The following is a 24,589-nucleotide window of genomic DNA, read 5'->3' as shown; positions in this document are numbered from 1 at the left end:
TCGATGCGGAAACTGAATGCTGTTGTTAGCGAGACCGATCCGATCAAGCTGGCTGTGCCGGCCGAGATGCGGGCGGCGGTCTATCGCGGAGCGAATCGCATGACGCTTGAGACGGTTCCGGTGCCGCAGATCGCGGATCGGGAGCTGCTGGTCCGCGTTCACTCGTGCGGGGTCTGCGGCACGGATCTCAAGAAGATTGAATTGGGCCTGGTGAAACCGCCCAGGATCTTCGGCCACGAGATTGCCGGAACGGTCGTCCGCGCGGGCAGGCGGATGACCAGGTTCGCGCCCGGGGATCGTGTGGCGGTGTATCACCATGTTCCCTGCCGGCACTGCTTCTATTGCCGGAAGAAATTCTTCTCGCAGTGTGAGCATTACCGGCGTACCGGCACGACCGCCGGCTTCGAACCTGCCGGCGGCGGATTCGCCGCATATGTACGGGTTATGGATTGGATCGTGGATGCAGGAACGGTCGCGCTGCCGAATGGTGTCGGCTTCGAGGAAGCCAGCTTCCTGGAGCCTCTCAATACCTGCCTCAAAGCCCTGGAGACCGCGGCGCTGGAGGCAGGAGAGGTCGTGGTCATTTTCGGACAGGGGCCTGTGGGGCTCCTCTTGATGCAGGCGTCTGTGATCGAGGGTGCCCAGGTAATCGGGCTCGATTTCATTCAGAGTCGTCTCGAAATATCGAAGCAACTGGGTGCCCGGTCGGCCTTGAATCCCAAGCATGACGACATCGGGTCGGCCATTGCGGCACTCACCGACGGCCGCGGGGCAGATCTGGCCATTATCGCGACTGCAGATTCGCGGACCATCAGTGCCGCGCAGGGCCTGGTGCGCAGGGGCGGGCGGATTCTGCTGTTCGCCAATACCGTTCCGGGTGAAATGATTCCCGTCGACGCATCGCGCATCTGCGTGGAGGAAAAACAGTTGATCGGCAGCTATAGTTCCTCGGTGGAGTTGCAGGAGAAAGCCGCCGACCTGATATTCAGCAGAAGGATCAACGTCGCGCGGCTCATCAGCCACCGCCTGCCATTGGAGCGGTTCGCTGAGGCGATCCACGTTGCATCTCATCCGTCAGAGGACTCACTAAAGGTCATAGTACAGCCATGAGAGAACTGATCAAGGTTACTAGGGAGAAGATGACTGCGGCGGTTCTGTATGGGAAGCGGGACGTCCGCATAGAACAGATCCCGATCCCTCGTGTCGCACACGGCGAGGTCCTGGTCAGAATCAGAGCCGCCCTGACTTGCGGCACGGATTTGAAGGTCTACCGCCAGGGCTTTCATGCGCGCATGATCGCGCCACCGTCGGTTTTCGGCCATGAGTTGGCTGGAGTCGTCGAGGAGGTGGGACCGGGGGTTGAAAGCTTCACTCCCGGCATGAGGGTGGTGGCGGCCAACTCGGCTCCCTGCAACAACTGCTTCTTCTGCAGAAAACACCTGGCGAACCTGTGCCAGGATCTGCAGTTCCTGAACGGGGCTTACGCCGAGTTCATCAAGATTCCCGAACGGATCGTGCGCCAGAATCTGTTGATCCTGCCTGACAATCTCAGCTTCAGCGAAGCGGCGATGGTGGAGCCGCTGGCATGCGTTCTGCGTGGTATCGAAGAGACCGGGATCGCCGAAGGCGACATGGTCGTGATCATCGGCATGGGTCCCATCGGCCTCATGTTCGTGCAGCTGCTCAAAAACCTCGGCGCAATCGTGATCGCCGCAGGCAAGAGACCCAATCAGCTCGCACTCGCCGCCAGAATGGGCGCCGATTATGTCGTCGATTCCACACACTCGAACGTGATCGAGCAGGTGCGCAACTTCACAGACGGCCGGCGCGGAGCGGATGTGGTCATTGAGGCCGTCGGCTCGAGAGAGACCTGGCAGCAGGCCATGGGCATGGTGCGCCGCGGGGGTACCATCAACCTGTTCGGCGGGTGTCCGTCGGGCACGCACATCCCGCTCGACAGCACACTCATTCATTACTCGGAGATCACGATCAAGGCGACTTTTCACCACACGCCGCGTCACATCCATGAAGCGCTGGAAACCGTTCGGCAGGGCCAGGTGCGCGCCGCGTCCCTCATCACCGGCGAGGAGAGTCTCGCATCTTTGGGCACTGTGTTGGAACGGCTCCTGAACCGGAACGGCGACCTGAAGATCGCCATCATTCCCTGAACGCTGATGCCTCGTGCAGACAGCAACGAAGTTGATGCGGAAGCCTCGCAGTGCGCAATTGTGTTTGCGCCCGGCTGTCCCTGTCCGCTGTCGCGCCTGGCAACGACCACAGCAAGCTGCCGCACCCCAGGGACGGAGGCCGCTTGAATCCTGAGATTGCCGCATCCTATCGCAGTGCCGAGGCGGTCGCGCGCAGTCGCGCGCGCAACTTCTATTACGCCTTCGCCGTGCTCCCGTCCGAGAAGAGGCGCGCCTTCTGCGCCGTCTACTCCTTTATGCGCTACTGCGACGACATTTCCGACGGATCAGGAGCCCTGGACGACAAGCGCAGGGCACTGGAGATGTGGCGCGCGCAACTGAACGCCGCGGTGAAAGGGGAATTCGACGGGTCCCCGATTCTCCCTGCCTTCCACGACTCGGTCCGGAGATATTCCATCCCCGCCGACTATTTCCATTGGATCATCGACGGCGCTGAGATGGATCTCACCATCAGCCACTACGAAACCTTTGCGGATCTTTACCGGTACTGCTTCAACGTCGCATCCGCCGTGGGTCTGGTCTGCCTGCAGATTTTCGGCTACACGGAGGAGCGCGCCAGAAAACTCGCCGAGCACTGCGGCATCGCGTTCCAACTCACCAACATTCTCCGCGACATCAAGGAGGACGCCGGCCTGGGCCGCATTTATCTTCCCGCAGAGGACCTCGAGAGGTTTCATTACGCCCCTGACGACCTGCGGCGTGGCGTCTTCGACGCGCGCTTCCAGGAACTCATGACCTTTGAAACCGACCGGGCCTCGCAATACTACACGCAGGCGCGCGCCCTGCTCCCCCTGGTCCATGCCCCCAGCCGGCCGGCACTGTGGGCGATGATGCAGATATACGAGCGCCTGCTCAGGAAGATCGTCCAGCGCCGGTTTGACGTCTTCGGCCCGGCCATCCGCCTCTCCGCTGCGGAAAAAACCGCCATCGCACTGAGAGCGCTCTCTATGCGATTCTTCCACATCTAGATGGTAGCCCTGAATTATTCATGAAAGTGTGACCGAAATGCAGTTTTGGACGCGGAAAAACGCCGGCCGACGCCGACCGTTCCGTCCTGGTCGGCGTGCAGGAACTTTTGCCGCGCCGCAGGCGCGACCGCGGATGCCGGAGGTTGGGTTTCCCGGAAGCCCCCAAATCGCCAACCAGTCCAATCCAAAATCCGCAGTCCCAAATCCAAATTCAAAAGAGGGCGGCGAGGGAACCCGTAGCCTGCAGGAGTGCCACTTGCCGCTCGAGGAGTGCTTTCTCGGCCTCTGTCGCAGCAGCCAGTTTTTCCAGGAGCTGGGCACGGGCGGCGTCCAGAGCTCCGGGCTCGATGCGTCCCGCCTCCATTAAAGTCTCGCTGACCTTGAGCTTCTCTTCGTAAGCAGCCACTTCGAGGTGCGCCAGCTCGGCTGCGCCACTCGCAATGCGCAGATCGCTCGCGCTCCGTTCCAGGCTCAGCTTCAGATCGGACTTCAGGCGCTGCAGCCGGAGGCGGGCCACTTCGACATCCTGGCGGCTCTGCGCTATGCGTGCCTCGGTGCGGAATCCGTTGAACAACGGCACTTGAATCGAAAGGCCCAGAATGTAGTTGTTTCTCGTGAAGCGGTTGAAATAGTCCTGATAATTGTTTGCCCGGCTGAAGAGCGCGTATTGGCTGACGAGTGTAAGCTGCGGATAGCGCTCGGCCCTCTCAACCTCGACATGGAATTCCTTCGCACGCAGGGTGGCTTCGGCCTCCCGGATCTCAGGGTGGATTTCCAGAGCTCTCTGATAGAGGAGGTCCGGTGAAAGTGTCAGCAGCTCGCTCTTGATCTCAGGTGTCTCCGTCCGGATCGCTTCGTTCTCGGGAATCCCGGTGAGCTCCCGCAGGCCGGCCTCGGCCAGGCGCACTCGTTCCTGCATGACGAGCAGCTGCTGCTCGAGACTCGCGGCCGCAATTTTCGCCAGAGTAAGATCGACTGGGCGAGCCTTCCCGGCCTGCAACAGCGCCTCGGTGATCTGCCGGCTTTTTAACGCAGTCCCGCGCTGTTGTTCCAATAGAGGAATAGCCAGCCGTGCCTGGTGGAGTTCGCTGTAGAGCAGGATCGTCCTGGCCACCAGTCCGTTGCGCGCGCCATCCGGGCCCGCCTGGCTCGCTATGTTCCCCTGCTCAGCCTCCCGAACGAGATTCTTGTTTTTCTTGCTGAGAACCGACTGGCTCGCTCCCAGTTGGATGATCGAGGGCGCCGAACCCTCTATGCTGAGAGGAAAACCGGTATTGTAAGCGAGGCCGGTGCCGGTCACGATTTGTGGCAGGTTCAGGGATCGTGTCTCACGGAGCGCTTCTCCCGCCCTGGCCGCCTCCGCCTGCGCCAGATATACTTCCGGCCCGCGCGCCAATGCCAGACGAACAGCCTCGCGCAGCGTGAGTGTACGCCCGGCCTTGGCAGCCTCCTGCCCCACATATTCCGAAGCCGAAGCCGAGGCGCAAATTGCCAGCAGCGAGATGAGAAGTCCTGAAAATTTATTCATAGCGCAGCGCCTCCGTAGGATCCAGTTTTGCAGCACGATTGGCCGGAATGAGTCCGGAAGTTATGCCGACGGTGAAGGAGAGCAGAAAGGCCAGCACTATCGAGATCCACGAAATGGGGATGTTGAAGCCCGTGAACCAATTGGCAAGCAGCGGCCCGGAGACGCCGAGCAGAATGCCCAAGCCCCCCCCGATGCTGGCCATATAAGTGGACTCGGCCAGAAATTGATAGAGGATCTCGCGACGCCTGGCGCCTACCGCCATCCTGACGCCGATTTCTTTCGTCCGTTCCGTCACCGATACCAGCATGATGTTCATGATGCCGATGCCGCTGATCACCAGAGAAATGGTGCCGATCAGGAAGAGAACGATGGTTATGGCCGTCGCGATGCGTCCGGCCGCGCGCAGGATCTCGGCCAGATTCTCGACGCGGTAGGAAGTGCCCGCGCGGTGCCGTGATTCCACCAACTGCTGAATCCGCCGGGTTACCGACGGAACCGATTCGGTGCGCCGGGCTGAAGCATAAATCTGGTCCAGTTTGTCGTTGTTGTCGAACTGCTGCATGATGGGGATCGGGATCAGGGCCGAGTACGTCGAGACCTCGGAGGTTCCGAAAGTCTCGACGCCTTCCCTGAAAACGCCAATCGTCTCGAACCTGACATGGAACAGCCGGATGCTTTTGCCGCGCACGTCCAGAGTGCCGAAAAGCCGTACCGCAAGATCTTCCGTGAGCAGACAAACTTTGTTGAAGGATCTCTCGTCAGAGTCGTCGAAGAACCTCCCCGCGAGAATGCGGAGATTCCTCACCCTCAAGTAATCCGGCGTCGTGCCGATGACCGTGATCTCCCTCTCTCTCCCGCGCAGGGACAGGCGGTCATATTTGACGACGATACCCGTGGCATCAGCAACGCCGGGGAGTAGTTGGACTGCGTTGAGGTCCCCCAGGGTCAGATCGTCCGCACGGCTTTTGGTGCCGGAAACCGTATTGCCGGCTTCATAGTAGAGATAGATCAGGTTGGAGCCGACGCCCTGGATCTGCTGCAGAATATATTCCTTGGAAGTCAGGGCGATCGTCACCACCAGGATGATGGATGCAGTGCCGATGGTCATCCCGAGCATAGTGAGGCCCGCGCGCAGCTTGTTGGCAAGCAGGCTCTCGTAAGCAACGCTTGCGGATTCGACCACGTTCATAATCGGACCTTACACCCACATCGTAACCACGCCAAGTTTTTCGTGTGTTTCGTGCGCTGCTTGGCCGCAACAACGCATGGGATTACCGGATCTGCGCCAGGGCGTCCTTGGATCTTGAATAATCCGGATCAAAACCGAGAGAGGTCTGGAACGCCTGGCGTGCCTCCGCCTTCTGACCCTGCGCCAGGTACGCCTGCCCGAGCCAATAGTTGACTTCTTCGAAGGAAGGATCATTTTCAGTCAGCGGCCCCGCGGCAAGTTCCTGCAATACCTGCAGGGCGCCGGGAACGTTTCGATGAAGGGCGACCTGCGCCGCAGCAAGGATCAGCCGGGCCCCGCGCAGCGATCCATCCAAGGCGAGCGCTTTTTGCGCACTCGCCTCGGCGCCTTCATAATCGCGGCGCTGCAGCAGAAACCCGGCCAGATCCGCGTGCCCGCCGGCATCGTTCGGAAACTTCAGAGTCGCCTGGATCAGTTCCTGGCGCGCCCGATCCCATTCCTTGTCGTTCTGGTAGATCTCGGCGCGCGCCGTATAGCCGAGCCGCGGTGACAGTCTGGCAATTGCCTCGGCTTGAGCCGCCGCCTTTTCCCTGCCGCCCCCAAGGAAGCCGGGAGCCTGGGCATAGAATTCGAGCAGGTCGAAACGGATATCCACGTTGGCCGGGGACAACTGCGCGGCGGTTTCAAACTCCTTCCGCGCCTTCCCCGCCGATGGGATCGCACTGAGCCAGGAGTGTTGCGCTTTGTTACCATAGGCGCGGGCGAGCCAGAGATGATTCTGGCCTTTTTGGGGATCGAGCTCGACTGCCCTGTCAAATTCCTGCACAGCTAAGTCCCAGCGCCGCAACTTCAGGCAGGTCTTGCCATACCAGATGCGCAGATCGACATCTTTGGGACTCTGCCGGATCAAGCTGGACAGAAGATCCGCCGCACCTTGAAACTTGCCGCGCTCATACAGTTCTCTGGCGGCGTCGACACCCTGAACGTCGCCGCGCAGGGGCAGCAGCATCAGCAGGCCGAGCAGGATCGCAGCTTTCATCTTGTTTTGGCCGTCACCTTGAGGCTGTCACTGATCAGCATGTCGCCCGGATCGATGACTTTCTCACCCGGAGAAAGACCGCCGGTGATCTCGATCCGGGTGTTGGTGCTGCGCCCGGTCTCGACGTAATGCTTCACGGCTTTGCCCCCATCGATGGTCCAGACAAACTCCTTTGCTCCTTCGGGGAAAACGACGCTACGCGGGAGTGATGTGACCGCAGGCCCGTTGGGCGCTTCGATCTCGACGTCGACGTTGATGTTGGGTATGAGCGTGCCTTTGGCATTATCGATGCTGCACAACACTTCGGCAACGGAGCGAGTGCCCAACGCCACCACTTGCGCGGGCAATCGCATTACCAGTCCCTGCCACTGTTCCAGCGGATGAGCGTCCCAGCGGACCAAAACCTTCTCTCCGACCGCAACCTGGCCGATGTCGGGTTCATCCACATAGGCCCTTAGGCGCAAGTGCGTCAGATCGGCAAGCAGGCCGATCGCATCTCCCGTGTTGAGGTAGGCGCCATCCTTGATGTTCAGCTGAAACAAGGTCCCATCTTCGGGGGCGCGGACGACCAGCCGTTCCCTGGACAGGTTGAGATACTGGAGGCGCGCCTGGGCAGCCTCGACCCGGGACTGAGCACGACGGCGGTCCGGATCACCGTACCTTTTTCTCAGGTCTTCCTGCCGCATCTGGGCGGCCCTGAGCGCCTGTTCGGCTTCGGCCAGGGCGTGCCGGCTTTGTTCCACCTCATAGCGCGAGATGGCTTCGCGTTCGAGCAGCCATTCATTGGTCTGGAGGATCTTGCGCGCGTTGTCGCGTGCCAGCTGAGCACGGGTCGCCTCGGCCTCGGCCTGATTCAGCTCCTCAGGCGCCGGCCCGCGCTGGACGTCGTGGAGATCCAGTTGCGCCGCATCGAGCTCAGCCTGGGCAACGGCCTGCTGGGAGGGCAGCGATGGGTCCTCGATGCGCACGATTTCTTGCCCCTTCTTTAATGGCGCCCCTTCGTGCACGTCAGTCCGGCGGCAGATCCCTGACAGCGGTGCTCTCAACTCGGTGACCCTGTCCGCCTCGATCTTGCCGTTGGTGGTGATGCTGCGATGAAGCGCGGCGAGCTGGACCTCGACGACATCGACCGGTTCGGCTCGAGTGAAGGCTCCTGCTGTCCAGAGAATCGCGGCCACCACCACCAGAGTCGGAAGACCCACGATCAGCAAAATCAACACTTTTCTCATGTTACGTCAATATATCCGATGACGGGGTACGGTTCAACCTTTCCCGACCTCCGACATTCGACCCCGGGCCTCAGATTTGAGGCCCTGGCGGCATAGCGGGTGGGAAGATGACTGACATTCCATCACTCAGATGATGGAGGCAGACCTCCATGGTCGGAGGCTGGATGTCAGACGCCGGAGAACCGGTTCTTTGCCTTTACATGCAACGCAGGCGGTCCTATGCTTCGGTTCATGTTGCTGATCGCCACGGCTCTGTCAGAGGAAATGGAGACCGTACTGAAGCTGTGCACCCGGAGGACGAAGATCCGGACTACAGGTGTGCCCCTCTGGACAGGGATGCGTGCGGGTGAGACGCTGCATCTGCTCAAGCTCGGCGTGGGGCCTGTTCATTCGGCCTCTGTGCTCGAGCGGGCCCTCGCCGGGCTGCAGCCTACACGGATATTGGTTACCGGTTACGCCGGTGCGCTCGACCCCGAACTGAAGCAGGGGGAACTGGTTGTAGTGGATCGCGCCGACATGCTCTCGGAGGAATCCCGGGGAGTTCCTCTGGGTCAGATTGGTCTTGGGGGCGGCTGGCCGCTCGCCGGGGCGGAGCAACTCCTCTCCCGGGCGCATGCCGCCGGTCTGGCCGTACGCCGCGGCGCTACTCTGACCTCTCCCTGCATCATCGGCACTCCGGAGCACAAGCGGGTTCTGTTCCAAAGATTCCACGCGGCGATCGTCGACATGGAGACCGCCGCGCTGGCCCGGATCGCCTCGGCCCGGGGCATTCCGCTCAGTTGCGTGCGCGCCGTGAGCGATACGGCCGATGACGACTTCCTCGCTTCCCTTTCCTACAGCCCCGGCTCGGGCTCCCTTCGACGCGCGGCAAGGACCCTGGCCGCCGGCGGCTGGCTGCGCCGCTACAGTCAATGGCGCGAGCGGTCCGCTGCGGCGCGCGCGAGCCTCAGCCGCTTCCTGGCCTGCTACCTGGACAAGTTGAATGACGAATGAAGAACTCGTCCTTGGTCCATTGTCGGGCTTTCACGGCTGTTTCCTCTCGAGCGGAACAAAGCGGACCGGCGGGATCGAGCGAATCCGCTCGCGTTCCTCCAATAGAACCTGATAGAGGTATTCCTGGGCACGAACCGGTTCCGCCTCACCCTGCGTGATTCGGGCGTAGCGACCGTCTGACAGCAGCAGGCGGGCTTTCCGGTTGTCGGCAAACTGGGCTTCGAGAGCCTGGATGGCGCGTTCCCGTGTCGCCTCCTGAAGCAGAGGGACCATCAGTTCCACACGCCGGTCCAGGTTGCGTGGCATCCAATCAGCGCTGGAGACATACACTTCCGCCTCCCCGCCATTGCGGAACAGGAAGGCTCGGCTGTGTTCGAGATAGCGGTCGACGATCGAGACCACGCGTATGTTTTCGCTCAAGGAGAGCACGCCGGGCCGCAAACAGCAGATGCCGCGCACGTTCAGCTTGATGGGGACGCCGGCGGCGCTTGCGGCATAAAGCTCCTCGATTATCACCTGGTCCACCAGCGAGTTCATCTGCGCCAAAATCCCCGACCTCTGCCCGGATCGGGCCCGATCCGCCTCCCTCCGGATCAGGGTCAGAATCGATTCCCGCATGCCGATCGGAGCCATCGTGAGGTGGTGGAACATCGGGGGCTCGGAGTAACCGGTGATTGCGTTGAAGAATCCCGATGCGTCCCGGCCGATGTCGTCGGCCGCCGTGAGCAGGCCAAAGTCGGTGTAGAGCCGGGCAGTTTTTTCATTATAGTTCCCGGTCCCGAGATGAACGTAGCGACGGATTCCCTCCGGCTCGCGCCGCACGATAAGCGCGACTTTCGCATGTGCTTTCAGCCCCGCGAGTCCGTAGAGGACGTGCGCTCCGGCCTGCTCCAGGTCCCGCGCCCAGCCGATGTTGCGTTCCTCGTCGAAGCGCGCGGTCAGTTCGACGAGTACGGTCACTTCCTTTCCTCTCTCGGCGGCCCGGATCAGAGCGGTCAAAACCGGTGACCCGGCTCCGCTCGTGCGGTATAGGGTCTGTTTGACGGCGAGCACGTCGGGATCCTCGGCTGCGGCTTGCAGGAATTCGATCACAGGATCGAAGGAGTCATAGGGATGGTGAAGCAGGATGTCGCGATCACGGAGGATGTCGAAGATGCCGCGCTCCACCGCCAGGGCCACGGGCGCCAATGGCGGTTGCGGCCGGTAGTGCAGCCTCTCGTAACCCGGCATGTCGGCCAGGCTCAGCAGGGGGCGCGGATCGAGCGCCCCGCGGCTGGGCATGAGCATCGTCTCGTCGACATCCAGTCCCTGGCGGATGCGCAGCAGGAGGCCCGGGCTCATGTTCTCCTCGTACTCCAGCCGCATCGGCCTCGCGCTCTGCCGTTTGCGCAGTTCGGACTCGAGCATGCGCATGTAGTCGTGCCAACCTTCATCGTCGAGTTCGAACTGCGCATCACGTGTGAGTCGAAAACACGCCGCCTCCAGAATCTCGTAACCCAGAAAGAGAGTCCCTACCCGGTCCTTGATGACATCGCTCAACCAGCAAAAGCGGATTGCATCGCCGTCCGGAAGACGGATAAGCCCAGGCATTCGGCCGGGCACCTGGACAATCGCCAGGCGCTGCTCGGATTCCGGCTGCCCGGCGGAGCGCAGCAGCACCGCCAGATTCAATGCCAGGTTCGGCAGGTGCGGAAATGGGTCCGCTCCGGCGATCGCGATCGGAGTCAAAACCGGATAAACCTCTCCTTCAAAGTACCAATCGAGATGTTTGTGCTGAGCCGGGCTCAGCCCGCCGGTGGGCAGGATTTGAATCCCTTCGCGGGCCAATGCCGGCAGCAACTCTTCCCGATAGAGGCGCGAACTCTCCTCCTGAAATGCGCGCGCTGCCGCAAGCACAGCCTCCAGCTGCTGGTACGGGGTCAGCCCGGCCGGGTCCGGGTTGTGGTCTCCCTCCTCGATGAGGCGATGGACGGAGGCAACCCGCACCATGAAAAACTCGTCGAGGTTGGAATGAAAAATGCAGTAGAAACGCAGGCGCTCAAGAAGTGGATTCAGCGGATCCTGCGCTTCCTCGAGCACCCGGCGATTGAACTCCAGCCAGCTCAGCTCCCGATTGAAAAACTTGTGCGGCGGCTCGCCGTTCATGGATGGGTCGACCCTTCACGCAGCACGATCTTCCTGCCGAAGACCTGGATGAAAAAATCGCTCCGGCTGGCCAGCGCCAGCCGCTCCATGGTGAGATCCGACATGGTGCGGGCCAGCAGCACCAGTTGATCGCCTTCCCGCGTTACCTTCAGATCCGCCAGTTTCTGCCGGTGCTCCTTGTCCAGGGAGTTGGCGACTCTCAGGATGGCTCCCAGCTTGGAAACAATCATGCGCTCGTCACGGTCCAGCGCCATGAATGGCGCATGACTCTGCTGAGGCAAAGCGCGCCGATGATAGCGGGCTATGTTCGCAATGATCTCCAGTTCCTTGCGCCGCAGGCCGAAGAGATCCGACTGAGAGATGAGGTAGTAGGAGTGCTTGTGGTGACTGCGCGAGCTGATGAACAGCCCGATGTCATGCAGGAGCGCGGCTACCTGCAAATACAGGCGATGCGTCTCGGTCATGTGCTGCTCGCCTCTGAGGTTCTCAAAGAGAAGCTCAGCCAACTCTTTGACGCGATCGGCATGCCCTTCATCGTACTGATACTTACGGCCCAGCCCGCGCGCCGCAGAGAGGATCTGGTGGCTGAGATTGGTCAGGCGGTCTTTTTCCGCCGTGGGTATGAGGTCGAGAAGAATCCCGAGCCGGATGCTGGCGTCGCTGATGATCACGCTTTGAGCCGATGTCGCCATCAGCAGCGCCAGATAGGTCAGCGAAGCCGGGACCAGGGTCTCCGCATCGAGGTAGGAAAGAGAGTATTTGCGCACCAACTGGTCGATGGTCAGCTTGGAGACCGAGTCGACGAACTCCCCAAACTTCTCACGGGGCAGTTCCAGGGCGCCCTGGTCACGTTTCACGCCCAGGGCGATGCGCGCCGCCAGCCGCACGTCGCCGCCGACCGCGACGTAGTTCGCCGCTTGCTGAATCGGCAAGGTGCGCCGGATACCGGTTACGATGTTGGCAATCTGGGCTTTCAACAGCCGTATTTCCTGCGCGTGGGAACCGGCTGCAGCCCCGACACTGGCGCGCAACCGGATCGATCCCAGGGGAAAGGTTCCCGATTGCAGGAGTTCGCCGTTGGTTAACATCGTCACGTCTGCGCTGCCGCCGCCCGCCTCCACCAGGAGAGTCTGCCCCTGGCTTACATCGGGGCCGCCGCGCAGCGATTCCAGCACCGCAGTATATGTGAGCCGGTTCTCCTCCGATCCGTCGATCACCTCGATGTCCAAGCCGGTACTCATAAGCACACGATCGAGAAAGGTGTCCCTGTTGTAAGCTTCGCGCACGGCGCTCGTGGCAACGGCCCGGTACCGGACTACTCCGTACGTGTCCATTATCTTTTTGAAATCGCGCAACGCCTCGCAGGTAGCCCGGATTGAATCTTCGCCGACAGAGCCATCCGTGAATGTGTCCTTTCCGAGTTGCACCCCCTTCTTGAGCGCATCGAGGATGTGCAGCCTGCCTTCGGATGTCACCTCGGCAACATCCATGCGGATGGAACTGGCGCCGATGTCGATGGCGGCGAGCAGATTGTTGGGCGAATCTGCCATAATTTGCCTGCAAGCTGATGTGCTGATCTTACAGGACCCGCGCCGCTTTGTGAATCGCAGGTATCAGGATCGATACCGACCGGCAACCTCTCCTTGCGAGTGGGCCCAGGTGATGCTACAAGACAGTCGTGGGGGGATGAAAAGGATGATTCTCTATATCGTACGACACGCCATCGCAGTGCAGGGCACCGGGGTCGCAGACGCCGACCGGGAACTGACCAGGGAAGGGATCGAGAAGATGAAGAAGGCTGCGGCGGGCCTGCGCGCCGCCGAGGCCATCCCCGAGGTTGTGCTCAGCAGCCCGCTCGTCCGGGCCCGCCAGACCGCAGAGATCCTGATCGAGGCCTTTGCCGGCAAGCCCTCGTTGAAACTGGTACCCGCGCTCGCCCCGTCCGGAAATCGACCCGAGCTCTACAGGGAGATCCGCAGGCACGAGGGGGCCGGAGCCGTCATGCTCGTCGGGCATCAGCCCTCGTTGGGAGAGACTGCCGGTGAAATCGCCTGGGGACCTTCAGGCTGTGCTCTGGACCTGAAGAAGGGCGGAGCCTGCGCCCTCGAAATCGAGAAACTTACGCAGGAGCCGCGCGGCACGCTACTCTGGCTCATGCCCCCCGCAATCCTGCGCAAGCTCGCCTGAATCCTTCCGGATTTTTAACTCGGGAAAAGGACCGCTCCGACCTCCAGGATCGCGCATGATCAGGCGGAATCCTGGAGGTCTTGACGATCTGTGCGGCCGGCAATGAACACCACAACCCCAGCCTGCCGAAACTCGTCACTTGAAAACATAGATCTCGAGCAGGAGGTCCTTGACGGAACTGTTGGTGTATTCTACCCAGTCTCGTACCCGAACCTTCACATAACGCCCCAAACCCGTCTTGATGGCAAAAGTGAAACCCTGGACCAGATTCCCTGAGCTGTCACCAAGGTCGATGCTGTCCGTGGAGTAGGTGAAGCTGCGAAGATTGTCCAGGCTTATCGTGTCGAAACTGCCCGCATTTTGCGGAGCGATCACACCGATCGTGTGAAACATCGCTCCCTGCTGCGAGGTCAGCCATCTGCCTGTCGTGACATTCTGATCCGATTGGAAAAGCACGTCCCAGGGTGTCTCGTAGTACGGGTCCGCTGCAGAGGTCTCGTCGCGGAAGTAGTCGACGACGGGGATGTCTGCGTCCAAAGAGTAGCCTTGCGGGAGATACATGAGAGTGTTGCGCCGCAGAGAGTCCAGGTAGGCAGGCACAAGCGTCGCAAATTGGACTCCCGTCGGAGTCGGGGTCTGCAGCAACGCCAGGATCGCCACGGGGCTTGACGAGGAAGCGACAGCCATCCCCTTGAATTTCGTGATTCCGGGAAAAAACGCAGCTTGATCAAGAAATCCGACTGCTTTTTTGGATGTTGTCGGATTGGTGCCGCTCAGCACCAGGCTGGCCGATTGGGGGTACTGGACAGCATCGTTAGATAGTGGAGCCTTGGTCTCCCACAAGTCGATAGTCACGGCGTTCGACACATCTGAGAGATTTACCATCGCAAAGCCGGTGAGGAGCGATGGGGATTTGGTCTTGTCGATTTCCACCGGAAATGTCCAGGAAACAGTAGGCTGGCTGGTGGGAACACTCACCGTATCGATGATGTCATACCCTCCCTGCGAGTTTCTCGAAAGTACTTCAAAGTACACCGTGATCGCTACCTCACCCTGGTCGGCGAATTCCAGATGGTTCGCCGGGACCTCAAGGTTTCTGATGATGGCAAATCCGCTCGCAAGACTCCCGGTTCCCAGAGTTTCAACCCGCACAGTCTGGGACATGCCCAGAAGGGGGGTGTAGGAACTGACATTCAGAGCGTTGCCCGACACCGGGTCCTTGATTGCGACCGTCCAGGGAGTACCGTCGTCCTTATAAAAGAGGACGGAAACCTTGGTAAGCACCGTATTAGGCCACGGGCTGATATTCGTGATGTCGAATTTAGTACGGTAACGGATGCCATCTCCCTGATCGCCGTCGACCACGTGTGGCACCACTTTATCTCCGCTTGCCAGTGCCGGAACGGCGCGCAAAAAAGGGATGAGAAGAATTGTAAGGATAGCGGTATGGATCTGCCTCTTAGTCATGGCTACTCCTTGTCAGCATTGTGATCAATTGCCTGCTCTCAATCTTTCAGATTCCAGAAAGGAGCAAGAGGTTCAGATATTTCCACTGTCGACCCACGATTTCAACCTCCAGATGTTGGTTTTGCGATTCTCGTCACATCCTCACCGGGGATCACGAAACCCATGAAAACCATTCTCGAACGCTTGGTACCACTTACCAGCAGATTCTTGCCATTTAGGCAGGAAAAGCAAAAAAAAGATCAACGCAGAGATCGTGGAGAAAAATCGTGCAGACGCAAAAATCCTTCGCGGCCCCTGCGCCCTCTGCGTTGAGGGTTCAGGCTGCGGATATTCCGCACCGTTTATTACGTGGTTTCAGGTGTGATCGCGGCCGTCGGGCCGCGACGTAGGCTCTGCGGTGATATTCTTGCCAAGCGCGTGGATCTTATGATAGGTTTGGTGAAACAAAGGTGAAAATTATGGATTCTCGTCCTTCCGGACGCCACAGCACGGCCCTCATCGGTGTGGGCGAAGTGATCGCCGAACTGGCCTCAAGGGACCGCTCCGACGAGGTGATCACTGCCGTTCATCAGATTCCGGCACGCGAGGCTCAATGGGCCCCGATGCCTGAATGGGTCAGGCCGGAACTGGCGGATGCTTATCGGGCAAAAGGGGTCGTGCAGCTCTACTCGCACCAGGCGGAGGCGGCGGAGCGCGTGCGCAAGGGCAGAAACGTCGTGGTGGTAACGCCGACGGCATCGGGCAAGACTCTCTGCTACAACCTGCCCGTTCTGAACGCGGTGCTGGAGAATCCGGACACGCGTGCGCTCTACCTGTTCCCCACGAAAGCGCTTTCTCAGGACCAGTTGGAGGAACTGCAGGATCTGGGACGGAGGACGGGAGACCGGTGGGGTGTTTTCACTTATGACGGCGACACCCCGAGCGACGCGCGTCGCGCCATTCGCCAGCAGGGGCATGTGGTCATCACCAATCCGGACATGCTGCACACCGGGATTCTGCCCCACCACACCCGCTGGACGCGCCTGTTCGAAAACCTCCGCTACATCGTGATCGACGAACTGCACACCTACCGGGGCGTGTTCGGGAGCCACCTCGCCAACGTCCTCCGCAGGCTGCGGCGCATCGCGCGTTTCTACGGGCAGTCACCGCAGTTCATCTGCTCGTCGGCAACCATCGCCAATCCAGGCGAGCTTGCCTGCCGGCTGCTCGAAGAAGACGTCGAGGTCATCGATGCCAACGGAGCGCCTTCGGCCCAGAAACATCTCGTTTTTTACAACCCTCCTGTGGTCAACCGCTTCCTCGGCATCCGGCGCAGCTACATAAACGAGAGCTATCGCCTGGCACAGGAGTTCCTGAAGCGCGGATTGCAGACCATCGTGTTCGCCAACAGCCGGCTGCACACGGAAGTCCTGCTCACCTACTTGAAGCAGGCCAACCCGCAACCGCCGGGCCAGGCTGAGATCATCCGCGGCTACCGGGGCGGATACTTGCCGCTGGAGCGGCGGGAGATCGAGCGCGGACTGCGCACAGGCCAGATCCGGGGCGTGGTAGCCACCAACGCCCTGGAGCTCGGCATCGATGTCGGCTCGCTCGACGTGGCGGTTCTGGCCGGGTATCCCGGCACGATCGCCTCGACCTGGCAGCGTGCGGGGCGTGCCGGCAGGCGCAGTGGTGCATCGTGCGCCGTCCTGGTCGCTTCCTCGCGGCCGCTGGACCAGTTTATCGTGAAGCATCCCGATTACTTCTTCGGCAGTTCGCCCGAGCATGCCTACATCCAGCCGGACAATCTGGAGATCCTCGTCAATCACCTCAAGTGTGCCGCATTCGAGCTGCCGCTGGCGCATGACGAGGCCTTCGGCGCCGTGGACCTTGCGGAGCTGTGCGAGCGGCTTTGCGAAGCCGGCTATCTCCACAAGAGTGGAGAATACTGGCACTGGACCCAGGAGGCGTATCCCGCCGATACCGTCAGCCTGAGGTCCATCACTTCCGACAACTTCGTTATCATCGACGAAACGGATGCTCCGGAGGTGATCGGAGAGATCGACTTTTCCGGCGCCCTCACCACGGTCCATCCCAAGGCGATCTATCTCCACGGCGGGCAGCAGTATCATGTCGAGCGGCTGGAATTCGATCAACGCAAGGCCTATGTCAAGCGAGTCGAGGTGGACTACTTCACGGATGCGATCCGCTACACGCAGATTCGGCCGTTAGACATTGCGGAAGAGGCGTGCGTCGCCGGACCCGCCGTGCGCCGGCACGGCGACGTGCAGGTGCGCTCGCAGGTCGTCGGCTTCAAAAAGATCAAGTTCTTCACGCTTGAAAACGTCGGCGCCGGCAAGCTCGAGCTGCCCGAAAACGAGATGCATACCACGGCATACTGGATCACCATCAGCCAGGAGCTCCTGGCGGCTCTGCCTTTTTCGATTTCCGAAAGGCAGGACGGCATGTTCGGTCTCCTTCACGCCCTCGAATCCATCGCCTGCCTCCTGTTGATGTGCGACCAGCGCGATCTCGGGGCGACGATCGGGGAAGGCGCCCCTCCGGCCGCGAGTGGCATCGAATGGCCGAACCCACCCGTAGCCGGCGGCAAGGATCAGACGGAAGAGTTTTTCAAACCGACGTTGTATCTGTACGATGCCTATCCCGGCGGCATCGGCTTGAGCGAACCGTTGTATCGTATTCATGACCAGCTCGTGCGCCGGACGCGCGAGCTGATTTCAGGTTGCGCCTGCGAAAGCGGCTGCCCTTCCTGCGTCGGCCCCGCCGGTGAGACCGGAGCACGAGCCAAGGAGGCCGCGCTGGCAATTCTCGATCGTCTGTGCCCATGATCTTCGACAAGTTCTCCCACATTGCCGCGCTGCGCCCTCGCGCCGAGGCGGGAAAACCAGCCGGAACCCCAGCGGAAGAAGATACGCACGCGCGTCTGGTTCGCTTACCGGGTGCGGAACTGCGCACCACCCTCCATGGCTGCCATCTCGCCGTGACGTGCCGCTTTCCAAGCCCCGGACCTTGCCGGATCGGGCCGCGGGCCCAGCGCCTGCTGGCACCGAATCCGACATCAGAGGTCGGCGATCCAAGCCATTGGATCTTCCTTGACACGGAGACTACCGGTCTGTCGGGCGGCACAGGCACCTATGCGTTTCTGGTCGGCCTGGCGTGGTGGGACGGAGACGGCTTTGTCGTCGAGCAACTCTTCATGCGGGATCACAGCGAAGAGGCTTCGCTGTTGCTGGATCTCTCGCACCGGCTTGTTGAAAGGGACATACTGGTCACATTCAACGGCAAGAGTTTCGACTGGCCGTTGCTGGAAACTCGTTATCGCATGACACGCGCCGCCGCCGTCGAGAGGCCTGCCGCACATCTCGATCTGCTTCATCCGGCCCGGCAACTGTGGCGTTTGCGCCTGAAATCGGTGGCACTGGCGGAACTCGAAAAACAGGTGCTGCAGTTTGAACGCGGGCCCGACATCCCATCCCATTCGATTCCGGGAAGATATTTCGATTTCCTGCGCGGCGGCCCCGAAGAGCCGATCATCGAAGTCTTCCGTCATAATCAGATGGACCTGCGCGGTCTTGCCGCTTTGGCGGCGCGGATCACGAGTCTGCTCGAGGGGCCCGAAAACAGTGGCGGCGACGCAGGCGAGCTCTATGGCGTTTCCAGGATGCTCCACCGGCATGGAGAAGAGTTGCTGGCGCAGGAAGGGTATCAGCGCGCTTTGACCTGCGGCCTGCCGCAGGAAGCGGATCGCATGGCGCGGCGTGAGCTGGCGCTGCTGGCCAGGCGGCACGGCGACTTCGACCGGGCCACTGCGCTGTGGGAAACGCTGCTGGACGACTCAATCGACGGCATCCGGGCCTACGAGCAGCTTGCCATCTACTATGAGCACCGCGCGCGCGAGCCCGAGCGCGCACAGGCGCTGGCGCGTTCTGCTCTGACCCGGCTGCGCGAGGCTTACCTGGCGGGGCGCCTCGAGGCGCACCAATACAGGCGCTGGCACGCTGCCTTCCGCCATCGCCTCGACCGCCTCCAGGCCCGTCTCAACAAGCAGTCTTAGCCCGACTTTGACAACTGGGGGGTGTGACGGCAGGTAAGTCATTGAAAACATTAGAAGCGACCCCCGAAAGTCTTCACTACACGTTCATCTTCAGCTTGGTCATCTTGGGCTTCTTGTCCAGGAGTTCCGGCCTTGGCTGAGGAGGTAGTTTCAGGTCCAATCTGGAGAGCAACAGAAGGTGCTCTTTGTCCGGTTCGGTATATCTCGGCAACCGCAGCTCTCTGCCATCCGTCGTCGGCAGATGAACATCCACCAATTGGATCACCGCAAACTTTTCCAGAACCGACCGCACGGTCAGACCAGGAGCCAGGGCTTTCAAGCGCTGCTGCAAGGTTACTTGAAGGCAGTACGAAAGGAAGGCCACGAAGATGTGCGCTTCAATCCTTTCATCTTTCTGGTGGTAGATGGGACGTAAGGAAAGATCCATCTTGAGGGTCTTGAACGCCTGTTCAACCTCGACGAGTTGGATGTAGTACTTCCATAACGTGGCTGGATCCTCACCGGTTAAATTCGAGCGCAGCAAGTATTGTCCTTCCTGTTTGCGAACCTTGCGGAGCTTGTCTTTGCACAAGCTGAAGCGAAACGTTTCCGATGTGACCGCTTGATGCAGCGCAGGCAATGATAGTTCAACTAACCGGGCGGCATTGCCGGCATCCTTTTTGGCCGCTCCGATTTTCATCAGCAGCCGGTCGCGATCCAATTTCTGGCCGCTAAGTTCACGGAGCCGGTTCCAGTATTGCTTCAGTCGGCGGCGGCGCATGGCGCGCTCTTTCGCCTGCCGGCTCGTACTGCACGCAAGCACGTACAATTCCTGGTCTTGCTTGAGCAGCTTGACACTCAAGCTGGCGCGCACCTTTTCCCAAGGCAATGGCAGTAGCTGTGCTTCGAGCTTGTTCAGCCGTCCTTTCGGTGTTCCCACCAGATAATAGATCGGGGTTTCCGATTGCCGCATTTCCGTCAGCACTTCTTCCGTCGGAATGCCACGGTCCATGATCCACACGCGGCGGGCTTTGCCATACTGACTTTCGATCCTGTTGAGAAACTGCCGCAGCGTGGTGCGATCGCTGGTGTTTCCATCCATCACTTCGTAACAGAGCGGAAAGCCTCCCGGTGTCACCACCAGGGCAATGACCACCTGCACGCAATCGGAGCGCTTATCGCGGCTATATCCGTAACGTCTCTTCCCCGCGTGCGGAGGATCGCACTCAAAATAGGTGCTGGTCAGGTCGTACAGCAGAACATCAAAGCCCGCATTGAACAGATCCTGCCAGCGCTGCTTCAGGAAGGCAAACATTCCCTCTTTGTGCTTCACCAACATATCCAGGCATCGATAGAGATTCTGATAGGGAACGACTTCTCCTTCCTCGCCAAGCAGGTCCCCCACGGCGCTCTTGCCGTACCAGTCGCGGTGCAACCGCCACTCACTCCCGGGTTGGATCAGCCGATAGGAGACCAGAATCTTCAATACGTTCAACCATCGAGTCCCTTCGCGGCTCTCCGGCAGCTTCCCGGCCCAATAGCGATCCAGTTGCAACTGGTCCCATAAAAGCAAGGCCAGCCAGCAGGCTCCCCATTGCCGCGGCCGATGCAGTCGCATCTGATTCACATGAACGTGAATCACGTCGTGATCATTCGACTGTACCTTTCGATCTTCGGGGAACAGGGAGATCTTGCGGGGTGTCTTTTTGCCGTTCTCCAAAATCTCAATCGAGCGCCACCAGGCTTCCATCTGGCTGTCATTGATCTCGCCAAGGTATAGAACATGTTTCTGCGCAACGCGGCCGCCGGCGATGCGGTGATTCTCGACGATGCTCCAGTAGCGGTGTTCTTTGCCGTCCTTGATGCGTTTGGTCATTCGCAGGAACATGCTGCTATTGTCTACAGACAGATCGCCACTGCAAGGGGGTAGGTCTTCACTACACGCGCTTTTGGCGGGTTTTGAGGGGTGCCTCTGTTGATTCAAAAAGACTTATGGGGACGGCACCCCCTCATTTTTGTGATTTTTGCGGCCCAGTTGTCAAAGTCGGGTTAGCCCATGCAATGCATGGTGCGGCAGAACTGCAGCCAACCATTCTCAACGCGGAGTTCGCTGAGGTCGCAGAGACCAGGGAACATTTGGGATTCTTGCCCGCCGCGCAATGATCTGATGGTCATGAATACGAAGTCCGCGAAATCGCTTCCGGGCACGCAGTCGCCGCCGAAGGACGTTCAGGTCAGTTCGCGGTTGCGGGTTTCGGGAATAAACAGCGCCAGTATGCCGGCAAAGAGGAAAGAGCCTGCAGCAAGGAAAAAGGCGAAGCCCAGCCCGCGCCCGCCGCTCAATGCGCCGATGAAATAAGGCGCCGCAGCACTGACGCCCCTGCCGAGATTGTAGGTCAGCCCCTGGGCGCTGGCCCGCACTGAAGTGGGAAAGATCTCAGCCGTGATCGCGCCGAAGCCGCTGAAATATCCGGTGCCGAAGAAGCCGACGAGCGGGCCGATCAACAGCAGTGAGACCGGGTCACGGGTGTGGGCGTAAAGCGGGACGAGCGCCGCAGCTACGAAAATGTAGCCTGCGTAAACCCACTTGCGTCCGAGCCAATCGCTGATATAGCCAAATGAAACGTACCCCAGCCACGTCCCCACCTGCATGAAAATGACCCATTTCGAGGTGGTGCTGATGTCCAGACCCGTGCCACCCTGATCGGGGGGGAGCGACAGGAAGGATGGAATCCATGTGAATAGCCCCCACCAAGCGAACATGGTGCCGGCATTGGCAGCCGTAGTAACAATCAGATCTCGCCGGTGCTCACCGCGCCAAAGGGCGAGGAGCCCAGCCAAAGGCGAAGAGCCCCCCAGTTGTCTCCGGGATCGTCGCCAGATTTCGGGCTCGGGCACATAAAGAAAGATCCAGAATGCCGCCAATGCGGGCAGGATCCCCGCGAAAAAGACCGCGCGCCAGCCGAACCGGGGCAGCACAACCCACGCGAGTGCCGCCGCCAATCCGTAGCCGATGGCCCAGGAGCTCTGCATGACGCCGAGCGCCTTGCCGCGATGCTGAGCCGGCCAGGTCTCTGCAACCAACGCGGCGCCGCATGCCCATTCCCCTCCCATGCCCAGCCCGAGAAAGATCCGGAAGAAAGCCAGTTGATAGATATTTTGGGACAAGCCGCACGCCGCCGTGAACAGCGAATAGATCAGGATGCTCGTCATCATGGCGCGCGCGCGCCCGATGCGGTCGGCGAGGATTCCGAAAAAAATGCCGCCGAAAGCAGAGGCTCCAAGCGTGAGCGAGGCCATCAGCCCCCCGGTTGCCTTCGTCATGCCCAGGTCTCCCATCATGTAAGACAGGACTATGGAGTAGAGCATGATGTCCATGCTGTCGAGCATCCAACCCAGGGAAGCGGCCAGAAGAGCGCGCTTTTGGACCACGGTGGCTTCAGTCAACCACATCGGACGCCTTCCCTTTCGGATTTTGGACTGCATATTCTGGATCTAGATGCCGGCACAGACAGGGGCCGGCTGCAGATCGGGATCCTGGTGCAATCCAAAGTCCGCAATCCAAAATATTCTCGCAAGCCACGGCTCAGGCACGAATCAAGGGGCGCAGAAAATACTCCAGCAGGGCTCCGAACAGGGCCGAGCAGGGTATGGTCAGAACCCAGGCCCACATGATGTTGCGGGCAATGCCCCAGCGCACCGCGGAGCGACGCCGCGTGGAGCCGGCGCCCACGATCGCCCCCGTGATCGTGTGGGTGGTGCTGAGGGGTATCCCGAGCATGGAAAGAAAAACGATCGTCACACCGCCACCGGTCTCGGCGCAGAAGCCTCCGATCGGCTGCAGTTTGGTCAAGCGCATCCCGAGGGTTTTGACGATGCGCCAACCGCCCAGGTAGGTTCCTAATGCGATGGCGGAAAAACAGGCGACGATGACCCATGGGGGAGGGTCAATGGAATCACCCATCAAGGGGGCCGATAAATGGTGGGTCGAGATCAGCAGTGCCGCGATGATCCCCACCGTTTTCTGGGCGTCATTCATCCCGTGGCTGAAACTGAAAATGGAAGCCGAGATGAGCTGCCCGCGCCGGAAGATGTGATCCACCCTGCGTGGAGTGGAATTACGGCAGAACCAATTGATCAGGAGCATCATCCCGCGGCCAAGAACCAGCCCGACCAGGGGTGCGATCACGATAAAGGGGATAACCTTGATGAAGCCCTCCGGCTTGAGCGCGACCAGACCCGCCTTGGCCACCGCGGCGCCGCCAAAACCGCCGACCAGCGCGTGCGACGAGCTTGACGGCAAGGCGCAGTACCAGGTGATGACGTTCCAGATAATCGCCCCCAGCAGGCCGAATGCCACCAGATACGGGTCGAGAAACTCTTGATGCACGATGTCCCGGCCGATGGTAGTGGCCACTCTGTCATTTACGATAAACGCGGCGGAAAAATTGCACGTGGCGGCCAGAAGGACCGCGGCACGCGGCGACAAAACGTGTGTCGAAACCACGGTCGCGATGGAATTGGCGGCATCGTGGAAACCATTGAGAAAATCAAATCCCAAAGCAACGATGATCACCGCGATGATGAGTATTAATTGACTGTCCATCCCCATTCCGGCACACAGGTTGACTCATCCACCCTTCGAGCACCGGGCGTACTTATAACAGATTGTCCGGATGGGAAAATAGAAGAAAATGCAAGCGGAGATCCCCGCTACTTCAGCTTGAAAACCACGGTAACGCTGGCTACCACCGGGATCGGCTCGCCGTTGAGCAGAGTCGGGGAATACTTCCACTGCCTTACGGCGCGCACCGCATCTTCAATAAGCAGTGGATGGCCCCGGACCACCTTCACATCAGTGACATTCCCCTCCTCGTCCACGGTAACCTCGAGGGAAACCACGTCTTCAACGTGGGCTCTTCTTGCCAGATCCGGGTATGCGGGCAGCACCTTCCTGATCAACTTCGATTCCTGGACCGAGCCGCCGACCGGTTGCGGCATGCGTCGCGGCGCAGGCGGCGGAGGCACCGGTGGTGGAGGAGACATTAGCCCAATTCCGCTGGGGAAAATTCCCGTTCCAGCCGGACCAGCAATGCCTGAGATTCCCGGGCCGAATCCAAAAATTCCCAGCGCAACCTCAACCATGGGCAGTTCATTGCCTGGCGCCGGAATGCCCTTCGGCACACTGTCCGGGGAGAACTGCGTAGTCCAGGACACATTTGCCCGGTACTCAGCCTTGAGGCGAGCGGAATTATTCTGATGCGGGATCGGAGGGGGCAGGGGCGGAGGTGGCTCAGGCGGAGCGATGAGAATAGTGAGCAGGTCGTTCTCCGGCAGCAGGCGGAAAAACAGCAGCGGCAGCACCACCATCAGCGCGATGATCAGACCGTGGATGAAGACCGACAGCAGCAGCGCCAGCAGCCGCTCTCTGACGCTCCGGCAGCCATTGCCTTCCAGAGATTCAAACATAGCTCCCCCTTTCCGACGCCACAGAACACTGCCACGGGCGTCGCTGCAGAATCGATTTCACTGTCGCGGTTCAAACTCAGGACGGATCCGATTTCTTGTTCCTGTCTGTTTAGACACTCTGCAGAATGCGAAGTT

At 60.3% G+C, this 24,589-nt stretch carries 18 protein-coding genes; 7 read left to right on the top strand and 11 right to left on the bottom strand.

All coding sequences use genetic code 11. From position 1 onward, the window contains the following. Window positions 1-3: 3 nt before the first annotated feature. The 3 genes from LAP85_22870 to LAP85_22860 all read left to right on the top strand — a co-directional run bounded on the left by LAP85_22870 (window position 4) and on the right by LAP85_22860 (window position 3,175). A complete protein-coding gene (locus LAP85_22870; GenBank protein ID MBZ5499252.1) occupies window positions 4-1,110 on the top strand; it encodes an alcohol dehydrogenase catalytic domain-containing protein in 1,107 nt (368 codons plus the stop codon). A gap of 29 nt (window positions 1,111-1,139) precedes the next feature. Then, on the top strand, window positions 1,140-2,168 hold the full coding sequence (locus LAP85_22865) for a zinc-binding dehydrogenase (GenBank protein MBZ5499251.1): 1,029 nt from the start codon (window positions 1,140-1,142) through the stop codon (window positions 2,166-2,168). Between the two features lie 143 nt (window positions 2,169-2,311). Continuing rightward, window positions 2,312-3,175 carry a phytoene/squalene synthase family protein gene (locus LAP85_22860; protein ID MBZ5499250.1) on the top strand — a complete coding sequence of 288 codons (864 nt, stop codon included), beginning with the start codon at window positions 2,312-2,314 and terminating at the stop codon, window positions 3,173-3,175. 211 nt (window positions 3,176-3,386) lie between these two features. Here LAP85_22860 and LAP85_22855 read toward each other — a convergent pair whose 3' ends face one another. From LAP85_22855 to LAP85_22840, 4 genes are all read right to left on the bottom strand, one after another. Further along, window positions 3,387-4,703, bottom strand: a complete 1,317-nt coding sequence (locus LAP85_22855) for a TolC family protein (protein MBZ5499249.1) — start codon at window positions 4,701-4,703, stop codon at window positions 3,387-3,389. After that, window positions 4,696-5,892, bottom strand: a complete 1,197-nt coding sequence (locus tag LAP85_22850; GenBank protein ID MBZ5499248.1) for an ABC transporter permease — start codon at window positions 5,890-5,892, stop codon at window positions 4,696-4,698. The genes LAP85_22855 and LAP85_22850 overlap by 8 nt, the downstream gene beginning before the upstream one ends. An 82-nt stretch (window positions 5,893-5,974) precedes the next feature. Next, window positions 5,975-6,931, bottom strand: coding sequence for a tetratricopeptide repeat protein (locus LAP85_22845; GenBank protein MBZ5499247.1), 957 nt, complete (start codon window positions 6,929-6,931; stop codon window positions 5,975-5,977). Further along, complete coding sequence (locus LAP85_22840; protein MBZ5499246.1) at window positions 6,928-8,160, bottom strand: efflux RND transporter periplasmic adaptor subunit; 1,233 nt, start codon at window positions 8,158-8,160, stop codon at window positions 6,928-6,930. Before LAP85_22840 ends, LAP85_22845 begins: the two co-directional genes overlap by 4 nt. Window positions 8,161-8,379: 219 nt before the next feature. On the opposite strand from LAP85_22840, the gene LAP85_22835 reads away from it, so the two are divergent. After that, on the top strand, window positions 8,380-9,153 hold the full coding sequence (locus tag LAP85_22835; GenBank protein ID MBZ5499245.1) for a hypothetical protein: 774 nt from the start codon (window positions 8,380-8,382) through the stop codon (window positions 9,151-9,153). A 30-nt stretch (window positions 9,154-9,183) separates the two neighbouring features. On the opposite strand, the gene ppk1 is transcribed toward LAP85_22835, so the two are convergent. Further along, window positions 9,184-11,298 carry a polyphosphate kinase 1 gene (gene ppk1 / locus LAP85_22830; protein ID MBZ5499244.1) on the bottom strand — a complete coding sequence of 705 codons (2,115 nt, stop codon included), beginning with the start codon at window positions 11,296-11,298 and terminating at the stop codon, window positions 9,184-9,186. Then, window positions 11,295-12,848, bottom strand: a complete 1,554-nt coding sequence (locus LAP85_22825; protein ID MBZ5499243.1) for a Ppx/GppA family phosphatase — start codon at window positions 12,846-12,848, stop codon at window positions 11,295-11,297. The genes ppk1 and LAP85_22825 overlap by 4 nt, the downstream gene beginning before the upstream one ends. Window positions 12,849-12,993: 145 nt before the next feature. Here LAP85_22825 and sixA point away from each other — a divergent pair, with 145 nt between their 5' ends. After that, on the top strand, window positions 12,994-13,485 hold the full coding sequence (gene sixA / locus LAP85_22820; GenBank protein ID MBZ5499242.1) for a phosphohistidine phosphatase SixA: 492 nt from the start codon (window positions 12,994-12,996) through the stop codon (window positions 13,483-13,485). Between the two features lie 135 nt (window positions 13,486-13,620). Here the strand turns inward: sixA and LAP85_22815 are convergent, their stop codons facing one another. Further along, the gene (locus tag LAP85_22815) at window positions 13,621-14,952 is read right to left on the bottom strand and encodes a hypothetical protein (protein ID MBZ5499241.1); all 1,332 of its coding nucleotides are present in this window, start codon (window positions 14,950-14,952) and stop codon (window positions 13,621-13,623) included. Window positions 14,953-15,410: 458 nt separating this feature from the next. Between LAP85_22815 and LAP85_22810 the strand changes: the two genes are divergently transcribed. Together LAP85_22810 and LAP85_22805 are read left to right on the top strand one after the other, a co-directional pair. Then, entirely contained in the window at window positions 15,411-17,780 is a 2,370-nt protein-coding gene (locus LAP85_22810) for a DEAD/DEAH box helicase (protein ID MBZ5499240.1), read from the top strand. Continuing rightward, a complete protein-coding gene (locus LAP85_22805; GenBank protein MBZ5499239.1) occupies window positions 17,777-19,006 on the top strand; it encodes a ribonuclease H-like domain-containing protein in 1,230 nt (409 codons plus the stop codon). The genes LAP85_22810 and LAP85_22805 overlap by 4 nt, the downstream gene beginning before the upstream one ends. Window positions 19,007-19,082: 76 nt before the next feature. On the opposite strand, the gene LAP85_22800 is transcribed toward LAP85_22805, so the two are convergent. The 4 genes from LAP85_22800 to LAP85_22785 form a co-directional block, all read right to left on the bottom strand. Continuing rightward, entirely contained in the window at window positions 19,083-20,873 is a 1,791-nt protein-coding gene (locus tag LAP85_22800) for an IS1634 family transposase (GenBank protein MBZ5499238.1), read from the bottom strand. A 341-nt stretch (window positions 20,874-21,214) separates the two neighbouring features. Continuing rightward, on the bottom strand, window positions 21,215-22,438 hold the full coding sequence (locus tag LAP85_22795; GenBank protein MBZ5499237.1) for an MFS transporter: 1,224 nt from the start codon (window positions 22,436-22,438) through the stop codon (window positions 21,215-21,217). Window positions 22,439-22,571: 133 nt separating this feature from the next. Then, window positions 22,572-23,591 (bottom strand): inorganic phosphate transporter, encoded by a 1,020-nt coding sequence (locus tag LAP85_22790; protein MBZ5499236.1) that lies wholly within the window; start codon window positions 23,589-23,591, stop codon window positions 22,572-22,574. Window positions 23,592-23,698: 107 nt separating this feature from the next. Next, the gene (locus tag LAP85_22785) at window positions 23,699-24,454 is read right to left on the bottom strand and encodes an energy transducer TonB (protein ID MBZ5499235.1); all 756 of its coding nucleotides are present in this window, start codon (window positions 24,452-24,454) and stop codon (window positions 23,699-23,701) included. Window positions 24,455-24,589: the final 135 nt, after the last annotated feature.

The organism is Terriglobia bacterium (genome assembly GCA_020072565.1).
In the GTDB taxonomy this organism is placed as follows: domain Bacteria; phylum Acidobacteriota; class UBA6911; order UBA6911; family UBA6911; genus JAFNAG01.
The sequence above is the reverse complement of the archived record's forward strand: the minus strand, read 5'-3'. Positions and strand labels throughout refer to the sequence as shown.

Excerpts from the sequence above, each read along its gene's own strand:
- LAP85_22785 (MBZ5499235.1), bottom strand. The coding sequence starts at position 24,454 with ATGTTTGAATCTCTGGAAGGCAATGGCTGCCGGAGCGTCAGAGAGCGG.
- LAP85_22795 (MBZ5499237.1), bottom strand. The coding sequence starts at position 22,438 with ATGTGGTTGACTGAAGCCACCGTGGTCCAAAAGCGCGCTCTTCTGGCC.
- LAP85_22855 (MBZ5499249.1), bottom strand. The coding sequence starts at position 4,703 with ATGAATAAATTTTCAGGACTTCTCATCTCGCTGCTGGCAATTTGCGCC.
- LAP85_22790 (MBZ5499236.1), bottom strand. The coding sequence starts at position 23,591 with ATGGACAGTCAATTAATACTCATCATCGCGGTGATCATCGTTGCTTTG.
- LAP85_22800 (MBZ5499238.1), bottom strand. The coding sequence starts at position 20,873 with ATGTTCCTGCGAATGACCAAACGCATCAAGGACGGCAAAGAACACCGC.
- LAP85_22810 (MBZ5499240.1), top strand. The coding sequence starts at position 15,411 with ATGGATTCTCGTCCTTCCGGACGCCACAGCACGGCCCTCATCGGTGTG.
- sixA (MBZ5499242.1), top strand. The coding sequence starts at position 12,994 with ATGATTCTCTATATCGTACGACACGCCATCGCAGTGCAGGGCACCGGG.
- LAP85_22850 (MBZ5499248.1), bottom strand. The coding sequence starts at position 5,892 with ATGAACGTGGTCGAATCCGCAAGCGTTGCTTACGAGAGCCTGCTTGCC.
- LAP85_22870 (MBZ5499252.1), top strand. The coding sequence starts at position 4 with ATGCGGAAACTGAATGCTGTTGTTAGCGAGACCGATCCGATCAAGCTG.
- LAP85_22805 (MBZ5499239.1), top strand. The coding sequence starts at position 17,777 with ATGATCTTCGACAAGTTCTCCCACATTGCCGCGCTGCGCCCTCGCGCC.
- LAP85_22845 (MBZ5499247.1), bottom strand. The coding sequence starts at position 6,931 with ATGAAAGCTGCGATCCTGCTCGGCCTGCTGATGCTGCTGCCCCTGCGC.
- LAP85_22840 (MBZ5499246.1), bottom strand. The coding sequence starts at position 8,160 with ATGAGAAAAGTGTTGATTTTGCTGATCGTGGGTCTTCCGACTCTGGTG.
- ppk1 (MBZ5499244.1), bottom strand. The coding sequence starts at position 11,298 with ATGAACGGCGAGCCGCCGCACAAGTTTTTCAATCGGGAGCTGAGCTGG.
- LAP85_22825 (MBZ5499243.1), bottom strand. The coding sequence starts at position 12,848 with ATGGCAGATTCGCCCAACAATCTGCTCGCCGCCATCGACATCGGCGCC.
- LAP85_22835 (MBZ5499245.1), top strand. The coding sequence starts at position 8,380 with ATGCTTCGGTTCATGTTGCTGATCGCCACGGCTCTGTCAGAGGAAATG.
- LAP85_22815 (MBZ5499241.1), bottom strand. The coding sequence starts at position 14,952 with ATGACTAAGAGGCAGATCCATACCGCTATCCTTACAATTCTTCTCATC.
- LAP85_22865 (MBZ5499251.1), top strand. The coding sequence starts at position 1,140 with ATGACTGCGGCGGTTCTGTATGGGAAGCGGGACGTCCGCATAGAACAG.